Genomic DNA, 21,893 nt, shown 5'->3' on the forward strand with positions numbered 1-21,893 from the left:
TATCAAGCGGAGTGTAGTAAAAATCTATTTACTATCATTATGAGTTTAAAAACGTAGACAGTAAAGCTACCCAAGATTTAAGCGCTTACTAGGTAAAAGCATTTTCTAGATAGACATGATTGCATTATAAAAATTAGAACAATTTATTTATTACATTTTTTATGCTGTCATCATCTGCGTTTGCTTGTTTCAGAACCATAGTATATATCAGTGCTCTAGCGACTTCATATAAAACCACATGAAGCGGCTCTATTTCTTTTGGATTACCATGTGCAATTCCATTTCTGAACTCAGCGAACTTTTTACCAGCCTCACTTACCGAAGGAAACTCAACTTTGTTTGCTCTACTCATTTTGTCAACTACAGGTTGAATATATTCCAAGTTATTTGTCAATGCATTTTTATATTTTTCAGCAAGACTATAATCTATCTTCGACAATGCCTCTTTTACTTTTTCACAATATCCATTCATTTTTTTCTTTTTGGTTTGTGATAAATTTTTCACAAGACTATTATACTCATTATCAACCTTTCCAAAATATAATTTTTTGAATTCCTCCGATGTTAATTTGTTCTCTTTAATTGCTATAAATAGCATTTCCAACTCATCTGCAGAATTTTGAAAAACTTCATATACATCAGCATATAAATTATTATCTTCCTTTTTGGTTGGGTACAAACGATCATATTCACTCTCTAAACTTAACGCACAAGCTAAAAATTTTTCATATGATACCGTCAATGCTTCTTTTGAATTCTTTGGGATGTAAAAATTATCATATATTTTTTGATTTCGTCTTAGCGCTACAGTCTTAAATAATTCAGGCAAATAAGATTTGCAATCTTGAGATATAATCGAAGTATTTTCATTTCTATCATAATCATCATCATTTTCGGAATTAATATAAACTGTAGCACTTGTACGAAATTTATCATTTTCTTTGATCTGAAGCGTTATTTTTTCAAAATATATATTTCTACAGAAATTTAAAAAGCAAAAGAAATCATATACCATCAAATATATTTGTGGAAGCCTTTTTATATTCACTGCCTTTTGAAATTCTAATGTAAACTTAGGTATTGCATCACCCATTGAAGTTTCAGCATATTTTAAATTGTGCCAAAAGCTAAAATTAACACCTATATTAATTCTGTCTGAATTGATAACTACTTGAGATGATATATTTATATCCTCCCACTTTTTCGGTGTAATTGACTTCATTCGTTCTGAAATATCAAATCCACTTTCTGATATAAAGGCCCTTCCCGGGCCTGCAAATACATTAACCGGCTTACCTTCAAAACAAATACGATCAAACTTTGTTATTCCGGAATATAAGCCAGTATTGCAATCTGATATCACCAATGCTTTATACCCAAGGCTATTATTGTTATAACGGCATCCTACAAATGCAACTTCTCTATTTCCTGTAGTTGCTCCCTTTATTACTTCTTTTTCTCTAATTTCACCAGGTATTAAGCATGCATATGTATTATTAGGAATTAAATGTACCTTCTTATCTTTTAAATGATATGGGATTACCTTTCTGTCAATTCGAATATGTCCTGTATGTTCCATTCAAATTCTCCTTTTTATTATCATATAAATTAGATAATTGCATATCTTTTCTAGAACACCTGATACCATAGCTGGAAACTTTTACTTGCTTTATCCGCTCTCTAAAGCAATACTCACATTAACGAAACTTATATGCAAAATCCTTTAATTTTGTAACCTATTATACATTTTCCAAATTCAAATACTTGCACACAGAATTAGCAACATACCAGAACATAACTGGAGGAATTGCATTTCCCAAAGCTCGATATTGAGCAGTCTCACTTCCTACCAATTTAAAGTTCTCTGGAAAGCTCTGAATTCGTGCAACCTCTCTTGGGGTAAATCTTCTATATCTCTCGCCTATTTTTAGCACAGGATCTGTACTATTTAATGAAACTTTTGCCAAATGTGCTCCTACTGTATTACAAGGCTTCTCTATGTCTTGAGCTCTCCCCTTGTTCATAAACTCACGTTTTCTCATCATTCCTGCAACAGCTCTTTCGCTAAAGAAATATTTTTCATCCACTGTTTTTTCAATTACTGAACTAAGTGGCTCATATAAATCTTCTTTCTTCAATGCAATATCTGGAAAAGAGAACTGGATGTTCAAATCCTTTCTAAAGCCAACAATAATGACCCTCTCCCTTTTCTGCGGAACCCCATACTCAGCTGCGTTAAGTATGGAGTATGTTACATCATATCCACTTTTCTCAAACTCTTCCATTATAAGTGGAAATGCACTTCTCTTATTCGCAGTAAGTAACCCTTTAACATTCTCTGCAATAAAACATTTAGGTTGCTTTTCTCTAAGAATTCTGCACATTTCAAAAAATAACTTCCCACGTTCATCTTTCACGCCTAACCGCTTTGGATTCTGTGCTACTATCGAAAACGATTGACAAGGGAATCCCCCCGTTAAAATATCAAAATCCGGAATTTCTTCTGATTTTACCTCTCGAATATCTCTATTGTCTGGTTTTATTCCAAAGTTTTCCTCAAAAATATTACAGGCATTGTCATCAATATCATTTGCATACACAATTTCCATATTGTTTGTATTATACTTTTGACCAAGAAAATCAAAGCCACCAAGCAATCCTACATCGGTACCTCCGCATCCGCAAAATAATGATGCAACTTTTAATTTGTCCATGTTAACAACTCCTCAAATTGACCTACCTTGGACGGATTGAAAGTAATATCCGCACCATCGCTAGGTATCATATCAATCAAATCTTTCTTATACAAACCTACAGGATCTTGCAGTAAAAATAACTTTCTATCATTCTTACTAAGAAGCAGTCTGTATACGTAGTATCTGTCATGAGTGCTACTTGCAGTATTCCACTCATTTTTGGTAAGATGAATTCTGTTAAAATGCAATGGTTTTGAACTAATGGTAGTTTTTACTTCAATGTATCTCTTTCGTTCATCCAATTCAACAGAACTTATATCATACCCAACAGCAAACTGTGTAGGGATGCGTTTTATCAAATGAATCAAATCTTCACGACCACCAGTCTTAATACGCATACATTCATGACCATGCACAAGACTTTCACCGATATCTCCAATGTCCTTTGTTGTAAATCCGTCATAATATGTAGCAATTCTCTTTTCAAGAACATTTTCTCTTTCAATGAGATCAGCAAGACCTCCAATGCTATCAGTTGTAGTATTCTCCTTAAGTTTCTTTAACTCATCTTCATCAGATGCAATATACGCCAAAATATCAGTTGAAAAATCAGTCTCTTCAATATCTCGGTTAACATATGAGAACCAACTGTTAACACACTTCTTCACAGCATCCAAAGTGCCTGCCTTCTTCTCAATCATCTCATCATACCCACCGAACCATTCTGTGGATTCGATAAATTTGATAATGGCCTCTTCTTCCAGGGTATTAAGATAATAGGTATAACTATCATAAGTTTTAAGAAGGTTAGCAATCTCCATATAATCAAGGATGTCTCCAGCATAACGAACAACGTCTCCCGTCTGATCATATTCCACTTTATTCTGTCGATTGACAAGTATCCTTTCCCAAGTCTTCTCTACCCCCTCATTATCTCTAGTCACGCGAAGATCATTAAAGATACAATGGCAAGCTTCATATTTTGTAATTCCAACAGAATTACCACCCTCTCGGTTAGCAAATTTCAACATCTTTAAAATATACTGTGCCGGCTTAAAGTGAATTCCATTCTCAATCTGTTCCAATACATTCTTTGGCTTGATATGGGCTCCTGGATACTGAAAATTATATAAAAACACCTTAAAACACTCTACCAAGTCCTCATTAGCAGCCAATTCTTTAGCTCTTCTACCTGGTTTATCTGTTTCGTTTGTATGTTCAATAAACCCAAAAAGTGCTGATATCTCTGTTCTCCAGTTATTGATGGTCTTCAGTTCCCTATGGGCATTTCCTGGATATCTATAAATTGCTTCATTTATTTTTTTAATAAATTCATGTGTAGGCTGTTCCCCTACTCTTGTAATTTCTTCCGCCATATAGATCAGCACATTTTCAATATCACCTTTGAAACGAGGTCTGACATGGTGAATTCGAAAATAATATTCTTCTGGAATTTTATATTCACTCATAGATATCCTCCAATTCTTTCTTCAATTTTTCAGCAATTGCCTGTGCCATTAGCGGTGGAACTGCATTTCCAACTTGTCTAAACTGCTGTGTCTTATTTCCTAAGAAAATAAAATCATCTGGAAACGACTGCAATCTTGCACATTCTCTAACTGTTGGCACACGATTATATTTATAATGAAAATGATGTCTATGTCCTGTATCAATCGTAGGTGCAGGTTTGTTACTCGCAAATCGTGTCCATGCTACATGGAAATTCCTTGAATTAATATATTCTTCCGGTAGATCTTTATAATTTCCACCATCAGGTACAAGAGAAATTATTTTTTTTACCTTATCTGAATGAGCTGCTGCAATATGGTTTCTTACAGATGTAGAATTGATTCTCATCAGTTTTTGATACTCATTTCTCGGTTCTGTAGCATATGAAGCATTATCCTCACCCAACTCATCTTCTAATGGTGGAAGATCATCCAGTGCCATACTGCAAGTCACCTTTTCTTCAAAGGGAGTTGGATAATGAAACTCCCCTTTTTTCATTCCAACAAAAACAACTCTTTTTCTATTTTGAGGTACACCATAATCCGCTGCACACAAAATCTTATACTGAATGTTATACCCCATTAATTTAAACTTTTCTATGATACTATCTTTAATCTGCCCCCCAAATAAACCTACTAATCCCGGAACATTCTCAATAACAAATGCCTTAGGCTTTATTTCCTCTACTAAACGAATATAGGAAAGATACAATTTATTTCTCGGATCATCAAACTTTCGAGGTCCAGACAGTGACATTCCCTGGCAAGGTGGTCCTCCTATTATAACATCTATGCTTTTATCCCCTATCAAGGGCTTAATATCTCCTTCATAGGTGATTTTTGTAATATCACCACAAATAGATTTTGCCCCCTTGTGATTAAATTCGAAAGTCTCTAACGCTTTTTTATCATTATCTATTCCTAATAAAACATTAAATCCAGCAGACTCAAACCCATAGGACAGTCCACCTGCACCTGAAAATAAATCTATTACATTCATGTTTCATTCATCCTTCTTTATTATTCTTTGTTCTTCTTGGATCTTCTGGCTTTTCAGCATCCGCTGGTATAGCCCATGCCTCTCCTAGCTTAAAAACACCTGGTATTCTATCTTCCGCACACAATATTTGTACTCTTCTCTGTGAAATATTCCATCGTTTTGAAGCTTGACTTGCTGTAATGTATTTCATTGATATTCCTCCACTAAGGCACAACACATTATTTTATATTATATTCGAAGGGGCGAATACTTTCAAGTATTCATTTACTTACTCTATACTCAATTAAAAGTTCTCACATTTTTATATGCAAATTAATCGAGGACAGTCTGGTTAATATAATCTTTAGCCCCTAAAGTTTCATTTTTAAAGTATCGTAGTATTTGTGTTAAACAGCCATTCATACAAAGCTTAATAGTCGCTTTCCTCGTTACTCAAACAAAATAGGGGGCATAACAGGGGTACAGATTTCATTACTCATCCCATAAGCCCTTGATTTTAAGGCATTTCAGACAAAAGTACAGATTCTGCCATGGCATACGAAACAAACTCTAATCATAATATTTTCTCCTCTCAAAATGCTAAGAAATGCCGAGTTTTGGGGTATTTTGCCCTACTCGACGAGAGCATTTATTTTCATCGTATAGACTACGCTTTTTGCAAAATACTGCAAAACGGAGTAAATCACTTCCATGTGTAGTAGTCAAATTGTAGTCAGTTTAGGGGGTGCAGACTACTGATAAAAATGCGATTTTATCGTCTCTACAAAAAATTCTTAAATGCCTTTTTCATCTTTAGGCAAACATCCAGAATGTACTCAAATTGCTGTGACCAAGTGGTCTGACCATCAAACTTCGCTTCTTTTTCTATAATGATACGACTTGCTTTTCTTTCCGGCAGATGGCATTATACACTGCCTATGACGCCTATATAGATAATTTTGATTCAAACTTATGTTTGCCTTTCATGCCTCTAAAGGAAAGGTATTCCAAAAACACCTAATCAACTTGGACGATTTTTTACTTTTTCCTGCTCTTAAAGAAGACCCTATGCCTGACAAATGACTCCGCTCATCGTCTGATAATGTCTTTCGGCATATGAAACTAACCGTTCTTTTTCTTCTGCTGACATACGAAATCTCAAACATGAATCTTTGCCATCTAATGATGCTTTTCTCAGCATTTCCATCCCTTCCTTACAAATTTCATTTTAATATGAATCAATACAACTACCAATATTTTTATCGTTTTATAGTACTGGACGAGTTACGTATTTTTTATTGTAGCTCTGGACGATATGATGATACGCTTTGTATTATGTAATTAAATTCTTCATTATGCCTTTTTGTCATATATTCTTTAGCCAATTCAAGCACCTTTTCACTATCTAGTCTGAACATTTTTATTGTGTTTTTTGCTTTATTAGTATGGTATGAATCTGCATCTACTTTAGGTATTGGAATAAAACCTTTACTCCCATCTTCAAGAGAAGGAATATCAAAGTATTCTCTCGGATCATCAAAATATGGATGTACTATATTAAACTCCCAGTTACTGTAGTCACCCTCCTTTTTTACAACTGTATCTTTTTGGCCTTTACACTCTGTTGAATTGCAATTATGACATGCATACACAAGATTTTCCGGTAAAAACATACACTCAATATGTTTTACTCGCTTTATCCCTCCTTTAGGAGCTATATGCTCAATTTCGGGATTTCTGGTAGCAAGAGGCAGTTCACAATATGCACACTTTCCGTCCTGTAATTCTTGCAATGCATTTTTCATTATTTCCTTAAATTTATTCACATTCTCGTCATTAATATCCCAAGCACCTGGTTTAATGTAATTATTGTTCAATTTATCTAATAAATCTTGAGGTACTTTATTTGTCGTTACCAATTTTCGTGTGAACATTTCAAAAAGCCCTCCGCCTGCTTTACAATCAAATCCAATGGATCTTCATCATTATAGATATATTTCTTCAATTTATCTGTAAGTCTCTTAACCTCCTCAAAATCTTCTTTCGTCATTTCAGTTTTTTGCATTCCCATCAATAATTTGTGTAAATCGCTTTCAAAATAGTAATTTCTTGTAGTTCTTAAGCCAAACACATTATAAATTATATTTTCTGCTGACCACGCATACGTTGAATACGGTAATAATTCGGCCTCTGGTGCTTTTTCATTTTTCTTTTTCAGTGTAACTACTGATGATGTATCCTCTTGTAAATCAGATACTAAATAGTGCGAATGACTAGCAAGTATAAAATGACATCCTGAATAATTTTTAAATACTTTTTTCAACAATGAAATATATTTTATTTGCCATTCCGGATGTAAACTTATTTCTGGTTCATCTATTAATACCAAAGAATTTTTGCTAATGTTATTCATAATTCCAGACAAAGCAAAAATCATATGTTTTTCACCAGAGCTACAAGATTCAAAATCAATTTTTTCGCCATTCTTATAGAAAAAAATCTGAGAAGGAATAATCTGTCTTCTTTTCAACAAATTACTTACCTTATCACGCCCAATAAACTGCTCCTCAAAAACCTTCTTTTCCTCTTTAGAACAGTCAACTTTAATTTCCTTTACTAAGGCATTCTTTCCTTCTGAACTATTACTAAATGCAATATCTAAAATTTTATCAAAATGTAACACTGACAGTACTGTGCTCATTTCTTTCAGGAGACCATCATTAATTATTTGTGTTACACATTCAATAACACGATCACATACCGAACTCGTGTAAGTAGCGTTACTTGTTTTTCTAACTCCCAAATATTTATAAATACCATCTTCTTGTTTAACATCGTCCACGAATAAAAATTTGTCGTTTACCATAAACGCAACCGCTAAAATGCTCGATGGCAACTTTATATCATGAAAATCTATATCCTCATTATCGCATTTACAAAGAATTTCTCTTCCTGAAATTCTATTGACCTCATACCAATGATTGTCTAAATAGTATTCCACATAAAACTTTTCATACCTAAATCTCGGTTTTCTCTTTGATATCGGCATTTTATCTAAGAAGATAAAAATATCCGCTATAGTTTTAAGCAAAAAACTTTTTCCAGTCCCATTTTCTCCCAAAATCAGTGTAGAAAACGGTTGTTCTTGTTCTTTTTGTTGATTGTCCAAAAAAGTAACATCTAAAACAGTATTTTGATGATTCTCAACTACTATTTTCTTTAACAAAAACATTTTATCATTCTCCCTACAAAAACTTTTTAAATGCCTTTTTCATCTTCAGGCAAACATCCATAATATACTCAAATTGCTGTGACCACGTGGTACGATCATCAAACTTCACTTCTTTTTCTATAATGATGCGGCTTGCTTTTCTTTCCGGCAGCTCCCGCCAGTCAAGAGCAAATCCCATCACTGATTCAGTCTCATCTTTATGTAACAGCAAATTTCTGAAAAGTTCCTTATCATCATTTATGTACAATTCAACATCAATCGCATTTCTTTTTTGGATTTGAGATACTGCGATATGACAAGATGATGATCCAATACTAAAATCCATCCAATGATCTGTCGTTGGTTTTCTCTTATTAAACGCTTTGTTAAATTCTGCGTTCTGAAAGGCATAATCATTGAACGCCTGCCAATATTCCAGTCTCTGCTGCTGTGTTGGATTTGTAGCAGTTGTTTTCTTAATCTCCTTTGTCCAATCATTCGGTCTTTCCACTACTGTAAATGATGGAGCAATATCAGAATCTCCTATCTGGAACAGCTTTATTTCACATAAGAAGAAGCCTATCTTATCATCTGTATGGTTATTAAGCCACTCAACTGCTGCCTTATGTTCCTCTCTTGCATACTTTACTACCCAAATAACCACATCTGCGCCTTTGCCGGATGCATAAGTAATCAATTTTCCAAGATGGTCATGGTCGGTGTCCTCTAATTGATTTTCAATGATAATTTTTCTATCTGTTCCTGTTTCAGATGCATAGATATCAACATTGAAATCTCCGACTGAAGATTCTGTCTCCTCAACAGTAATATCCAATCCTACTGCATCTGCTAATAAATCAATATTCTCTGCTACCCAAGGAGTAAAATTTAATGCTTCGTGTAGCCATATACTCCTTAAATCTGTTATTTCCCTCAACGTACCCAATTTTACCATTGTGCTTTATCCTCCAATCGCAAAGCACCTAACAACATCTCAGATGCTATTGACACCCAACTAATAATAAGAATTTTTGAGGCATCATCAGAATATGTGAGCAGGTAGCTACCTCTGGCAACATACTTATCCTTTATTCTGCTTGACTACTTTTCATCTGGTATATAAATCAGGGACAAGGGCTCGTTTTTGTATTGCCCGTGGTTTTGTGTTCTGTCACCGTATTGAAGGTTTTTCGTCTTTCTTAAGTGACTCCCTTGTGATCTTTTTCATATCAAGGAATGGCAGCCCGGATGATGCGTCTGCTCGACAATCTCCAATATAAGGTGCTGACGGTTCTCATCCCCGATAGCGTTCAGCAGCTTCCGGCATTGTTTAAATTCCGCCTCCAGTTTATGGACCTCTTCGCAAAACAGATTCATGGTATAACCATCTGCTTTATTCAAGCGCTTAAACTGATTATACCATAAATCTATGAACAAAGTTTATCTGTAAAGAAAATTGATACAGAGTTTTTCAAAATCGGTCCATCTGCACCAAAGCATCCTGCCAGCATTTCTCTCCTCCCCGCAGGAACTTCTTTCACCACAAATCATATTCATTTTTATCGAGGACAGTCCGGTTAACAAATTCCAACCCGAAAGCTTTGCTTTTAGGTTGTCGCGGTACACTCGCGCAAAATAGGGGTACAATGGGGGTACAAATACCATTCTCATTCCCCAAAAGCCTTGATTTTAAGGCATTTCAGGCAAAAGTACAGTTTCTGCCGTGACAAGCAAAAGGAAAATATCTGTAGAATGCTTTCCTGAAATTTATGCGAAACATTTAGAATCAAATAACTATAATTGTCTTGCTGTTATAACCAGATAAACTTTTAATACGAATGGATTTATGTTTGAATATACACAACCGAAACATTGACCGGATTATTTTCAGGATACAGCAACAAGAAAAGGAAAACTGTCATTGTAGAAAATTATTATGTTTCCGTATTCCATATTGATACAAAAAACCAATATCATCAGCACACGATTTGAGCAGAAAAAGTCCTATGATCATGAACGAAAATGAGAGCAAAATTTATTAGACGGCACAATATACTATACCTTTCAAATTCCAGTTGCATAATCATATTGCATCCTAAACGTCATCTATTTTTCTTTGTAATACTTATCAAAAAAAGAAGCACTCATACAAGCGCTTCTTCTTACCATATTAGGACTTCGACCAAAAGTTAGTGGGCCACAAAGTGGGCCATTTTTCAAAAAATTACATGAATTTATATAGAGTTTTATCCAAGTCGAAAATCCGCTAAATGCTCTAGCTATCAGCATTTAAAGGCATTTAACAACTTATATGGACATTTATGAAATCGGCCTCATAATAACGATACCTAATTTCATTGCTTTTGCCTATCCTACACCAATTTATGAAAATAAAAAGATCCAGAATTGTGAAATCCCAACCCGACTCACAATCCTGGATTTTTAAATATGTATTGCCTAATTTCCATGTAACTTCCATAAGGCACCTTATCCTCATTCGAATTTTTCTTTTAATTTGAGATACATTTTATACAATTCTTCTTCCTTGCTCTGAGCATCGGAATCTTTTTTGTATTCCTCAAGAACGGCCTGGGATGGTGTCATAACACTACTAAGTGCTTCCTCTGTAGCATGTGTGTACACATTCTCTACACTGATTGCCTTATGCCCCATTTTTAATGCAGTATTCACTACATTTGCATTTTTTGCAGTATTCGCCATGGTATCTGCAGTGTGTCTGAGTGAATGAAGACACAGCCCTTTCATCTGACCGCCTTTAGTGAGATGCACATCTCTGTCAATATTAAGCTTGTCACATAATTCCTTAAAACACACTTCCATAGAAGCATTTGAACGTCTCTTACCATTAGCAAATGTTGGATAGAGCAAGTCATCCGGATTGTCTTTACATTTAAGTCGGGTCTGCTCCATCATATACAATACACATTCCCGACATAGATCCGACATCATTATGAACCTGGCTTCTCCATTCTTGGGAACTTTTGTGTAATATTCTATCCCTTTTTCCTTATCATTATCCTTAAAACGAACAGATCGTGCCTCTACAATATGAATCTTGTTATTCTCTAGATCCACATTGTCATTTCTCAAAGCGGCAAATTCTCCGATTCTAAGCCCTGTTTCCAATAGAAATAATACAACAACCGGATACTGTCCCATATTATTTTTGTAGGCATAATAAAATTTCTGAATGTCTTCTGGCGTGAATACTTCTTTACGATTTTTGATATCATCTTCTCTTTTCTTGTCGTATTCATCAGAAATTTCCTTTTTTATTCTCACCTGGGCAGCATAATTCTCTTTAAGCAAGCTCCGATCAACCAGCCATTTACAACAGCGTTTACATAGCTGCATCGGCAGAAAGCAGGTTTTCTTACTCTTTAATTCTAATATTGTATCAAAATACCGTTCAAATTCCACAGCATTCAGCATATGAAGCTGGTACTTTGATATTGGAAAATCAAAGAAATTCCGGTTCATGTTATTAATATATGTATGATAGCCGCTTCCAGTTATATTGGGCTTTACCTCCGTCTCAATATATTCAGACATATATTCGCCAAAGGTCTTGGCTTTATTAATCTTTGTATCTCTGCCTCTCTCAATTTCCTTCTCCCAGGCGACAAGATCCAGCTTTGCTTTTTCACGGGCTGCCTTTTCTGTTTCTCCCACTCGTTTAATTCTTTTTGGTTTCCCGGTCTTTGGATTAATGTATTTGCTTTGTACTACACATTCATATTTTCCGCTTGGCAGTTTTCTTACATTGCCCTCACCATTTTCTTTTCTGCCCTCATAGTTCTTCGCCATTTACTTCCTCCCCTGTAGCAATTATCACTTTTTTGAATGACAGTGATTTTTCCTTCCAAAAGTGATACCAAAAGGTGATAGTAGGTAAATTATAAAACGCCCCTACCCACAATTCAATTGGTAATATTTACCAATCATCCTTGTGTTTAGGGGCGTTTAATTACTTCTCGCTTGGACACATTAGCTAAAAAATAGCTATTATTTTATTATTTGTTATAGTTAACGATATCGCCGAACTCTGGTTTCAGGGATGCACCGCCTACAAGACCGCCGTCGATGTCTGCCTGAGCAAATAACTCCGGAGCTGTCTTAGCGTTTACAGATCCGCCGTACTGGATGCGGATTGCTGCTGCAGTTGCCTCATCATAGATCTCAGCGATGCAAGCACGGATTCCTGCGCAAACTTCCTGAGCCTGCTCAGTTGTAGCTGTTTTACCAGTTCCGATAGCCCAGATTGGCTCGTAAGCGATAACGGCTGTTTTAGCCTGATCAGCTGTAACATTCTGGAAACCAACTTTAACCTGCTGACGGATGAAATCCATAGTTACGCCCTGCTCTCTCTGATCAAGAGTCTCTCCACAGCACATAATTGGAGTAATTCCATGCTCAAATGCTTTAAGCATTTTTTTGTTTACAGTTTCGCTTGTCTCAGCGAAGTACTCTCTTCTCTCAGAGTGTCCGAGAACTACGTATTTAACACCAGCGTCTGTAAGCATGTTCGGGGAAATCTCGCCTGTGAAAGCACCTTTCTCCTCAAAGTACATGTTCTCAGCACCAACCTGGATGTTGGAGCCTTTTGCAGCCTCAACTACAGGAAGAATATCAATAGCCGGTACGCAGAATACTACGTCGACGTCATCATTAGCTACTAATGGTTTTAAAGTTTCAACTAATTTAACTGCCTCACTTGGAGTCATGTTCATTTTCCAGTTTCCGGCAATAATTTTCTTTCTAGACATTTTATATATCTCCTTTTGTGTGATAAGGAAGTTCGATTCACTAAACGGACATGTCGCCGGCAGGCGACATCACCATATATGAAAGTCAGCTGGTCTGCGCCGTTGGCTTGCTCTCATTAAGTTCCTTCGAACCAAATTCGCACATAATTCAAGCTGCGCTTACAGCTTGCTTTCATTAAGTGCTCTATTTATTTATCGTTAGCTGCTGCTACACCTGGTAACTCTTTTCCTTCAAGGAATTCAAGAGACGCACCGCCACCTGTGGAGATGTGTGTCATCTTGTCACCATAGCCGAGGATGTTAACAGCTGCAGCGGAATCACCACCACCGATGATAGTGGTAGCATCTGTATCAGCAAGAGCTTTGGCAACAGCCTCTGTGCCATGAGCGAAGTTCGGCATTTCGAAACAGCCCATCGGTCCGTTCCAAACAACTGTCTTGGCATCTTTTACAGCGTCAGCGAAAAGTTTCTCTGTCTCTGGTCCGATGTCCATTCCTTCCCATCCATCCGGGATTTCGCCACGTTTTACGACCTGGATGTTGCAGTCGTTGGAGAAGTCATCTCCGATTCTGTTATCTACAGGAAGAAGAAGCTTAACGCCTTTATCTTCTGCTTTCTTCATCATGTCTAATGCATACTGAAGATAATCATCCTCGCAAAGGGATCTTCCGATATGTCCACCCATAGCCTTGGAGAATGTGTAGGACATTCCACCACCGATGATCAGAGTATCTACCTTGTCAAGAAGGTTGTTGATAACAGAAATCTTGCTGGAAACCTTAGCGCCGCCAAGGATAGCTACGAATGGTCTGTCAGGATTGTTTACAGCGTTTCCGAGGAAATCGATTTCTTTCTGCATCAGATATCCAACAACAGCTGTATCTACATATTTGGTAACACCAACGTTAGAGCAATGTGCTCTGTGAGCGGTACCAAATGCATCGTTTACAAATACGTCACAAAGAGAAGCAAGTTCCTTGCTGAATTCATCACCGTTCTTAGTCTCTTCTGCACGATAACGAGTGTTCTCAAGAAGAATGATCTCGCCGTCTTTCATGTCAGCTACTGCTGCTTTTACAGTGTCATCTACAACAACCGGGCTTGGAACGAATTTCACTTCCTGTCCGAGAAGTTCTGTGAGACGTTTTGCAACAGGTGCAAGAGAAAGCTCCGGTTTCGGCTCTCCTTTCGGTTTTCCAAGGTGAGAGCAAAGGATAATCTTTCCACCATCTGCAACAAGCTTCTTGATTGTAGGAAGAGCTGCTACCAGACGGTTCTCATCTGTAATCTTACCGTCCTGCAGAGGTACATTGAAGTCACATCTTACGAGGACTCTTTTGCCTTTTACGTTGATGTCATCAACAGATTTCTTATTCAGCATCTTGTTATGCCTCCTTATAAAATTTAACTTTTTATACAGACAAAAGGGTCCGGTCCTATTCAGACCGGACCCTTCTCTGAGTCTTATTCATATGCTGTCAAGCCATAGCTTGTCAGCATTCGAAAACCCTACTCTGCTTCTGATTAAGCGTTAAGCAGTTTGCCAAAGTGTTTGATTGTACGAACCATCTGGCTTGTGTAGGAGTTCTCATTATCATACCAGGAAACAACCTGAACCTCTGTTGTGCCATTCTCAAGTGGAAGAACCATTGTCTGAGTAGCATCGAACAGAGAACCAAATCTCATACCAACGATATCGCTGGAAACGATCTCATCTTCGTTGTATCCGAAGGACTCGTTAGAAGCTGCTTTCATAGCTGCGTTGATCTGCTCTTTAGTTACATTTCCTTCAACAACTGCTGTAAGGATTGTAGTAGAACCTGTTGGGGTTGGAACACGCTGTGCGGAACCGATCAGTTTGCCGTTCAGTTCTGGGATAACAAGACCGATTGCTTTAGCAGCACCTGTGCTGTTCGGAACGATGTTAACTGCAGCTGCACGGGATCTTCTCAGATCGCCTTTTCTCTGCGGTCCGTCAAGTGTCATCTGATCGCCTGTGTAAGCGTGGATTGTGCACATGATACCGGATTTGATTGCAGCAAGGTCATTAAGTGCTTTAGCCATTGGAGCTAAGCAGTTTGTTGTACAGGAAGCTGCGGAAATGATGTGATCCTCTTTTGTAAGAGTCTCATGGTTTACATTGTAAACGATTGTCTTAAGGTCGTTTCCTGCCGGAGCGGAAATGATAACGTGTTTAGCACCTGCATCGATATGAGCCTGAGCTTTGTCTTTGGATGTATAGAATCCAGTACACTCAAGAACTACGTCTACACCGATCTCTCCCCATGGAAGCTCAGCAGCGTTAGCTTTTGCATAAATTTTGATTTCTTTTCCGTCAACTGTGATGGAATCCTCTCCAGCTACTACTGTATCTGCAAGAGCATATCTTCCCTGAGTTGAATCATATTTTAATAAGTGAGCGAGCATTTTAGGAGATGTTAAGTCGTTGATAGCAACGATTTCAAATCCTTCTGCACCGAACATCTGACGGAATGCAAGACGACCAATACGTCCAAAACCATTAATTGCAACTTTTACTGCCATGATAAATTCCTCCTATGAATTAAATGGTAAAAATTATGTGAGTGCTTCAATCTTTGTGAAAGAAACATCAACCTATAGCGTATTGTACCTAATTCCGAACAAAAATTCAAGCCTATTTTCAAAAAAATAACAGGCAAATTGCCACAAATATTCTCTGATATGATATACTGCTCTCAAATGAGACAATTAAGTCCCTTTTATGACACATTGGCAGCATTTATGCACGTTTTTTCCTTTCTTTTTCGTGTAGGAAGAATTTTTTTCACATGTTCCTTCGCTGTACACTTATCCATAAAATATATCTTTATATTTACAGAAAATATATTTTTAAAATACTTTTCTTGGTTTATAATTTATAAGGAGGTTATTATGAAAATACTTTCCAACTCTCCCGGAGTTTTGTGGGACTGCCACATGCATTCTGAATTTTCCGCAGATTCCGGCACTCCCACTGCGGATATGATCCGCCAGGCCATTGCACTGGGGTTTAAGGGAATCTGCTTTACAGAGCATCTGGATCCAGACTATCCACCAACTCCGGATGACCTGGAATTTGCCCTAGATATTCCCGCCTATTACACTAAACTCAACGAACTGAAAGAGACTTACAAGAATCAGATTCACATCCATTTCGGTATTGAGATCGGTTTGCAGCTTCATCTTAAACAATATTTTCACAATCTTTTAAAAGAATATCCTTTCGATTTCGTGATTGGTTCTTCTCACGTAGTCCACGGTGCTGACCCCTACTACCCGGAATTTTTCCAGGACAGGGACGAGGAAAAGGCTTATCTTGAATATTTTGAATCCATTCTGGAGAATCTGGATGCATTTCATGAAATGGACACTTATGGACATCTGGATTATATTGTCCGCTATGGTCCAAACAAAAACCAGTTTTATTCTTATAAAAAATATCGGAACATTCTGGATGCGATTCTGAAAAAACTGACAGACACAAATGTAGGACTGGAAATCAACACTGGCGGTTATCACTACGGTCTTGGAGAGCCAAACCCATGTACGGATATCATCCGACGTTATAAAGAACTAGGGGGCGAAATCATCACCATTGGTGCTGACGCGCATACGCCGGATAAAATAGGATACGCTTTTGATAGGGCCGCGCAGGTGCTGAAAGAATGTGGATTTAAATATTATACAGTATTTAAAGATCGGAAACCAAACTTTGTAAAACTATAACGAAGCCCTGTTTTTCCATACCCGGCAGAAGCAATCAGCCCGGCTTTTAGAACGTGTTAAAAAAATGCCTCATCGCCATAACAAGCGATGAAGCATTTTTTGCATTTCTTTATAAATTCAGCCTGAAGTATTATTTTTGATTACCACTCAAGACCAGGTCAGTCATTATTTCTGCACTTTCTCCAAAAACAGAGAAATAATTCCTTTCTTTTCCTTCTCATGTGCCTTGTTATACAAAGATCTGCACCATTCTGTGATAACTTCGATTACAACCGGAGAGAAGGTCATCAGGATAAATACCAGGATGATCATTCCGAATTCCAGGGAGCCAAGTGCCAGCAGGTTCTGCACACATACGGCTGCGAAGAAAAAAATGAACTGCATACCATAAATAATGATTTTCCTGTACCTGCTTAGAGGCGCGTATACCGTCTTCAAAGCTGCCATGTAGTTCCATCCGGTTACCAGGAAACAGGCTGTACTCAGCATTACATTGCTATGGTAAACGTTCTGGCAGACCAGCATAATGGTAAATACACATCCCGTAATGGTGACTGCTGCTGGGAATGCATTCATAAATACATAACGCAGAAAACCACTCTCAATCTTGTTGAAGTTGTTTTCCTGGGCGAGCAGGAAGGTTGGGATACCCACTGCGCAGGCACTGATCAGGGACATCTGAATTGGCTCAAACGGATAGCTATCGCCCCAGAAAATAGTGATCAGACACAGCAGCACAGAGAAAATAGTTTTGATCAGGAACATGGAGGCTGCGGTACGGATGTTGTTCACCACACGGCGTCCCTGGTTCACAATTTCCGGCATAGCGGCAAAATTGGAATCCATGAGCACTACATTTGCAATGTTCTTGGCAGCATCACTTCCCTCTGCCATAACCACGCTGCAGTCTGCCTCTTTCAGTGCCAGAACATCGTTCACACCGTCACCGGTCATGGCAACTGTATGCTTCTGTTTCTGAAGGGCAAGCACCATCTCTTTCTTCTGCTGCGGAGTTACACGGCCGAATACGGAACACTCTGCAACGGCACGCTCCATATCCTCCGGTGTGGTGATAGTGGTGGCATCAATATATTTATCTGCATTCTCCAGGCCTGCTTTTTTTGCAATGGCAGAAACAGTCACAGGATCATCACCGGAGATCACTTTCAGATCTACGCCCTGGTCTTTGAAAAATGCCAGGGTTTCAGGGGCATTATCCCTGATAATGTCAGTAAGCATAAATAACGCAACCGGCTTTAACCCTTCCGGAAGCTCATTCTCCCGATTCAGGTTTGGGCTATGCGCCAACACCAGAACACGTAAGCCTTCTTTTCCATAAGCAGCACACTGCTTGATCAAGTTTTCATTTCCATCCGGGAAAAGGAACTGGGCAGCACCCATCAGATAAGTTCCTTCTGTTTTAAAGGCTACACCGCTGTATTTGCGATCTGAGGAAAACGGAATGCAATGATCTACCGGCATGTCCGTTCTTCTGGAGAAGCGTTTGTGGAGTGCATCTGCGGTGGCGTTCTTGTCCTTTAAAACGGACATCATGTTTGCCATGACACGTTCGATCTCACCCATGGTCAATTCTGGCTGGGCGCCGCTGATGGCTAAATCAGTATTGACATTGCCCTGTGAATCTTGTGCTGACAGCTGTTCAGTAGTTCCCATAACAACTCCTATCTGCAATTGTGCCGCAACCACGGATACTTCAGACTGCGCCTCTGCAGCTGCCATTTCTGGAACTTTCTGAGCTTGATTCGCTGTTCCATTTATTGTACTTTCGCTTATATTCTCATTTTCTGCTTCCGGAGCCTTGATCTCCATCCCTTCCACATAGGGCTGTACCTGTTCCACGCACATAGTACCGGCTGTGATGGTTCCGGTTTTATCCAGACAGAGGGTATCCACTCTCGCCAGAGTCTCAATACAATACAATTCCTGCACCAGGGTATTCTTACGGGTTAACGTCAGCGCACCAAGCGTCAGCGCCACGCTGGTAAGGAGCACCAGTCCCTCCGGGATCATTCCGAGGACAGCTGCTACCATATTAACTACTGCATCTCTGATTCCGTTTCCAGCAATATAATACTGCTTATAAAACAGCAGCATTCCCATAGGAACTATGATCACACTGATGGTCTTCAAAATCGCATTCAGAGAGTTGCGCAACTCGGAATTATGACGTTTAAATTCCTTTGCCTCGCTGGTGATCTGGGAAGCATAATTGTCCTTACCTACATGGATAACCTGACAGCAGGCCTCTCCGGATGTAACAAAACTTCCAGAAAAAAGCTCGTCCCCTTCATTTTTCTGAAGATTGTCAGATTCTCCTGTCAGCAGGGATTCATTGACCTCAATACTGCCCTCAAGCACCCTGGCATCTGCGGGCACCTGATCTCCTGTTTTCAGAAAAAGGATATCATCCAGAACCAGCTTCTCCGTGGAGATGGACCATTTTTTCCCTTCACGCAAGACCACTGCCTTGCTCTCTGTAAGGATAGCCAGCTTATCCAGCGTCTTTTTCGCACGCACTTCCTGGATGATTCCGATCACCGTATTGATCACAATAATTCCCATGAACATGGAGTTCTTATAGGAACCAACCAGCAATACCATAATCATCAGAGCCAGGTTCAGAAAGTTGAAAAATGTAAGCACATTCTCCCTTACGATCTGCTTATAGCTCCTTGTGTTGGGATTCTCATTGACATTGATTTTCCCCTCTTCAATTCTTTGTTGTACCTGTTCGTTTGTCAGTCCTGTCATCGTTACTTCCTTCATTCTTATGTTTTATTTAAGGATGTTTCCGTTTTACTCTTTTTCCCATTGTATGATACCAGTGTCAAAAGGTCAAAAAACCGTTCGTGCCATTGTATTAAAATAGGGCAGATGATAACATCCGCCCTGATGAATTCTCTTTACGGTCTGCCTCATCTTTACCACCTATTTATCTGTAACGAAATAAATCTGCTTAAGGATTCGGTTTCCTGTAAAAAATATTATTCTTTTGTATCGATGACGACACTTTATAATTACTGCAGTTCGCAGTAACTATTAATACTCTTCTTCCTCTGCCTCTTCACCCTCGTGAATGTCAGACTTCGGTTTCTTCAGACCTTCGATCTCAATGTGATGCTTCTGTGCGTAATCCCACAGTGCAGCATGTACAGCCTCCTCTGCAAGAAGAGAACAGTGTACTTTCACTGGCGGAAGTCCGTCAAGAGCCTCCATAACAGCCTTGTTGGTAAGCTTCATGGCTTCCTCAATAGTTTTACCTTTTACCATCTCAGTAGCCATACTGCTGGTTGCTACTGCGGCACCGCAGCCGAAGGTTTTGAATTTGCAGTCTCTGATAATATGTGTCTCGTCATCGATATCCAGGAAAATTCTCATAATATCGCCGCATTTGGCATTTCCTACTGTACCGACACCGCTTGCATTCTCTATTTCTCCAACATTACGTGGATGCTGGAAATGATCCATTACTTTCTCACTATACATCTTTTTTTCCTCCTGGCAAGTGTTTTAATCAAATTTTTTATTTTTTTTAACTATTCAGCAGGCACTATTCCGCGAGGTGTTTTTTGTGAACGTAGTTCACAGAAAACCCGAGAATGTCGGCGCGAAATCATGCAAAGCATGATTTCTGTGCATCGCGAAGCGTGTAACTGTGAAGGTACTGAACAGTTACTGTTTTTTTATAAAATCTTCATATAATGGAGACATTGATCGCAGGTAAGCTACGATTTCTTTCAGCTTATCTACTACAAAATCAGCATCTTCCATGGTAGTCTCCTCGCTTAAGGTCATACGCAGGGAACCATGTGCAATCTCATGTGGGAGTCCGATAGCCAGAAGTACATGGGACGGATCCAGGGAGCCTGATGTGCAGGCGGAACCGCTGGATGCACAGATGCCATAATTGTCAAGCATAAGCAACATGGACTCTCCTTCGATGAACTGGAAGCTTACATTTACATTATTCGGAAGACGTTTGGTGCGGTCACCATTTAATTTCACATACGGAATCTCTTTCAGGATTCTTTCAATGAAATGATCTCTTACCTGAATCTCTTTGTCTGTACGTTCTTTCATAGTGCGGACTGCACGATCTGCAGCAACGCCGTAACCTACGATTCCAGGAACATTCTCTGTACCTGCGCGGCGCTTTCTCTCCTGCGCTCCACCATGTACAAAGGAACGTATCTTAACACCCTTGCGGATGTAAAGGAAACCGATTCCCTTCGGTCCATTCAGCTTATGTCCACTGGAGCTGAGCATATCAATTCCTAACTCATCTACATTGATCGGCACCTGTCCAAAAGCCTGTACTGCATCTGTGTGGAAAAGGATGCCATGCTCTTTGGCAATTGCACCGATTTCCCTGATCGGCTGGATAGATCCGATCTCATTGTTCGCAAACATAACAGAAATCAGAATCGTCTCTGGTGTAATAGCTTTCTCAAGCTCGTCAAGCTTCACAATACCATTCTCATCTACATCAAGATATGTGATCTTCGCTCCGCGCTCTTTCTCAAGATATTCGCAGGTGTGAAGGATTGCATGATGCTCGATTTTGGTTGTGATGATGTGGTTTCCTTTGGATTTATATGCTTCAAAGGTGGCTTTCAGTGCCCAGTTATCAGACTCTGAACCGCCAGCTGTGAAATAGATTTCTTCTTTCTTGGCACCAAGTGCATCTGCGATCTGGCCTCTTGCCTTGCTGACGCCTTCTTTGCTCTTGGATGCGAAGTCGTAAATGCTGGATGGATTTCCATACATTTCGGTAAAATAAGGAAGCATTGCTTCTACTACTTCCGGAGCGGTCTTGGTAGTAGCCGCATTATCCAGATATATCATTTTTCCCATTTTTCTTCCTCCTGGTTTATTGGTATCAATTCGATATGAAAGACTCCCGGGAAAGGGTTATTTCATCTATCTCCTTAGGTACTTTTCTA

General features: G+C 38.7%; 17 protein-coding genes. 1 reads left to right on the top strand and 16 read right to left on the bottom strand.

Annotated features, from left to right (window positions below; all coding sequences use genetic code 11):
* Positions 1-133: 133 nt before the first annotated feature.
* The 13 genes from ABHC48_RS10210 to gap form a co-directional block, all read right to left on the bottom strand.
* The gene (locus ABHC48_RS10210; RefSeq protein ID WP_195699418.1) at positions 134-1,579 is read right to left on the bottom strand and encodes a hypothetical protein; all 1,446 of its coding nucleotides are present in this window, start codon (positions 1,577-1,579) and stop codon (positions 134-136) included.
* 160 nt (positions 1,580-1,739) lie between these two features.
* Positions 1,740-2,714: a DNA (cytosine-5-)-methyltransferase gene (gene dcm / locus ABHC48_RS10215; protein WP_195699419.1), complete on the bottom strand. Its 975-nt coding sequence runs from the start codon at positions 2,712-2,714 to the stop codon at positions 1,740-1,742.
* Entirely contained in the window at positions 2,702-4,165 is a 1,464-nt protein-coding gene (locus ABHC48_RS10220) for a DUF3883 domain-containing protein (RefSeq protein ID WP_195699420.1), read from the bottom strand. Before ABHC48_RS10220 ends, dcm begins: the two co-directional genes overlap by 13 nt.
* On the bottom strand, positions 4,158-5,204 hold the full coding sequence (locus ABHC48_RS10225; RefSeq protein ID WP_195699421.1) for a DNA cytosine methyltransferase: 1,047 nt from the start codon (positions 5,202-5,204) through the stop codon (positions 4,158-4,160). The genes ABHC48_RS10220 and ABHC48_RS10225 overlap by 8 nt, the downstream gene beginning before the upstream one ends.
* A 7-nt stretch (positions 5,205-5,211) precedes the next feature.
* A complete protein-coding gene (locus ABHC48_RS10230) occupies positions 5,212-5,394 on the bottom strand; it encodes a DNA-binding protein (protein WP_195699422.1) in 183 nt (60 codons plus the stop codon).
* Between the two features lie 855 nt (positions 5,395-6,249).
* A complete protein-coding gene (locus ABHC48_RS10235) occupies positions 6,250-6,384 on the bottom strand; it encodes a hypothetical protein (RefSeq protein ID WP_272066976.1) in 135 nt (44 codons plus the stop codon).
* 94 nt (positions 6,385-6,478) lie between these two features.
* Entirely contained in the window at positions 6,479-7,117 is a 639-nt protein-coding gene (locus ABHC48_RS10240) for a retron system putative HNH endonuclease (RefSeq protein ID WP_195699423.1), read from the bottom strand.
* Positions 7,096-8,415 carry an ATP-binding protein gene (locus tag ABHC48_RS10245; RefSeq protein WP_195699424.1) on the bottom strand — a complete coding sequence of 440 codons (1,320 nt, stop codon included), beginning with the start codon at positions 8,413-8,415 and terminating at the stop codon, positions 7,096-7,098. Before ABHC48_RS10245 ends, ABHC48_RS10240 begins: the two co-directional genes overlap by 22 nt.
* A 13-nt stretch (positions 8,416-8,428) precedes the next feature.
* On the bottom strand, positions 8,429-9,349 hold the full coding sequence (locus ABHC48_RS10250) for a DUF4268 domain-containing protein (protein ID WP_195699425.1): 921 nt from the start codon (positions 9,347-9,349) through the stop codon (positions 8,429-8,431).
* Positions 9,350-10,887: 1,538 nt separating this feature from the next.
* A complete protein-coding gene (locus tag ABHC48_RS10255) occupies positions 10,888-12,222 on the bottom strand; it encodes a site-specific integrase (protein ID WP_195699426.1) in 1,335 nt (444 codons plus the stop codon).
* A gap of 206 nt (positions 12,223-12,428) precedes the next feature.
* Positions 12,429-13,181 (bottom strand): triose-phosphate isomerase, encoded by a 753-nt coding sequence (gene tpiA, locus ABHC48_RS10260; protein WP_118580952.1) that lies wholly within the window; start codon positions 13,179-13,181, stop codon positions 12,429-12,431.
* Between the two features lie 188 nt (positions 13,182-13,369).
* Positions 13,370-14,563, bottom strand: coding sequence for a phosphoglycerate kinase (locus ABHC48_RS10265; RefSeq protein WP_195699427.1), 1,194 nt, complete (start codon positions 14,561-14,563; stop codon positions 13,370-13,372).
* A 143-nt stretch (positions 14,564-14,706) separates the two neighbouring features.
* Positions 14,707-15,726: a type I glyceraldehyde-3-phosphate dehydrogenase gene (gene gap, locus ABHC48_RS10270; protein WP_117851616.1), complete on the bottom strand. Its 1,020-nt coding sequence runs from the start codon at positions 15,724-15,726 to the stop codon at positions 14,707-14,709.
* A 369-nt stretch (positions 15,727-16,095) separates the two neighbouring features.
* Here gap and ABHC48_RS10275 point away from each other — a divergent pair, with 369 nt between their 5' ends.
* Positions 16,096-16,929: a histidinol-phosphatase HisJ family protein gene (locus tag ABHC48_RS10275; RefSeq protein ID WP_195699428.1), complete on the top strand. Its 834-nt coding sequence runs from the start codon at positions 16,096-16,098 to the stop codon at positions 16,927-16,929.
* Between the two features lie 165 nt (positions 16,930-17,094).
* On the opposite strand, the gene ABHC48_RS10280 is transcribed toward ABHC48_RS10275, so the two are convergent.
* From ABHC48_RS10280 to nifS, 3 genes are all read right to left on the bottom strand, one after another.
* Positions 17,095-19,701, bottom strand: a complete 2,607-nt coding sequence (locus ABHC48_RS10280) for a cation-translocating P-type ATPase (protein WP_187565774.1) — start codon at positions 19,699-19,701, stop codon at positions 17,095-17,097.
* Between the two features lie 288 nt (positions 19,702-19,989).
* The gene (nifU, locus tag ABHC48_RS10285) at positions 19,990-20,436 is read right to left on the bottom strand and encodes a Fe-S cluster assembly scaffold protein NifU (protein WP_118580961.1); all 447 of its coding nucleotides are present in this window, start codon (positions 20,434-20,436) and stop codon (positions 19,990-19,992) included.
* 186 nt (positions 20,437-20,622) lie between these two features.
* Entirely contained in the window at positions 20,623-21,804 is a 1,182-nt protein-coding gene (gene nifS / locus ABHC48_RS10290; protein WP_118580964.1) for a cysteine desulfurase NifS, read from the bottom strand.
* Positions 21,805-21,893 lie beyond the last annotated feature (89 nt).

This window comes from Ruminococcus sp. 1001136sp1, from assembly GCF_039841815.1.
Taxonomy (GTDB): Bacteria; Bacillota; Clostridia; order Lachnospirales; family Lachnospiraceae; genus Blautia_A; species Blautia_A faecis.

Excerpts from the sequence above, each read along its gene's own strand:
- ABHC48_RS10210 (WP_195699418.1), bottom strand. The coding sequence starts at position 1,579 with ATGGAACATACAGGACATATTCGAATTGACAGAAAGGTAATCCCATAT.
- dcm (WP_195699419.1), bottom strand. The coding sequence starts at position 2,714 with ATGGACAAATTAAAAGTTGCATCATTATTTTGCGGATGCGGAGGTACC.
- ABHC48_RS10220 (WP_195699420.1), bottom strand. The coding sequence starts at position 4,165 with ATGAGTGAATATAAAATTCCAGAAGAATATTATTTTCGAATTCACCAT.
- ABHC48_RS10225 (WP_195699421.1), bottom strand. The coding sequence starts at position 5,204 with ATGAATGTAATAGATTTATTTTCAGGTGCAGGTGGACTGTCCTATGGG.
- ABHC48_RS10230 (WP_195699422.1), bottom strand. The coding sequence starts at position 5,394 with ATGAAATACATTACAGCAAGTCAAGCTTCAAAACGATGGAATATTTCA.
- ABHC48_RS10235 (WP_272066976.1), bottom strand. The coding sequence starts at position 6,384 with ATGCTGAGAAAAGCATCATTAGATGGCAAAGATTCATGTTTGAGATTT.
- ABHC48_RS10240 (WP_195699423.1), bottom strand. The coding sequence starts at position 7,117 with ATGTTCACACGAAAATTGGTAACGACAAATAAAGTACCTCAAGATTTA.
- ABHC48_RS10245 (WP_195699424.1), bottom strand. The coding sequence starts at position 8,415 with ATGTTTTTGTTAAAGAAAATAGTAGTTGAGAATCATCAAAATACTGTT.
- ABHC48_RS10250 (WP_195699425.1), bottom strand. The coding sequence starts at position 9,349 with ATGGTAAAATTGGGTACGTTGAGGGAAATAACAGATTTAAGGAGTATA.
- ABHC48_RS10255 (WP_195699426.1), bottom strand. The coding sequence starts at position 12,222 with ATGGCGAAGAACTATGAGGGCAGAAAAGAAAATGGTGAGGGCAATGTA.
- tpiA (WP_118580952.1), bottom strand. The coding sequence starts at position 13,181 with ATGTCTAGAAAGAAAATTATTGCCGGAAACTGGAAAATGAACATGACT.
- ABHC48_RS10265 (WP_195699427.1), bottom strand. The coding sequence starts at position 14,563 with ATGCTGAATAAGAAATCTGTTGATGACATCAACGTAAAAGGCAAAAGA.
- gap (WP_117851616.1), bottom strand. The coding sequence starts at position 15,726 with ATGGCAGTAAAAGTTGCAATTAATGGTTTTGGACGTATTGGTCGTCTT.
- ABHC48_RS10275 (WP_195699428.1), top strand. The coding sequence starts at position 16,096 with ATGAAAATACTTTCCAACTCTCCCGGAGTTTTGTGGGACTGCCACATG.
- ABHC48_RS10280 (WP_187565774.1), bottom strand. The coding sequence starts at position 19,701 with ATGACAGGACTGACAAACGAACAGGTACAACAAAGAATTGAAGAGGGG.
- nifU (WP_118580961.1), bottom strand. The coding sequence starts at position 20,436 with ATGTATAGTGAGAAAGTAATGGATCATTTCCAGCATCCACGTAATGTT.
- nifS (WP_118580964.1), bottom strand. The coding sequence starts at position 21,804 with ATGGGAAAAATGATATATCTGGATAATGCGGCTACTACCAAGACCGCT.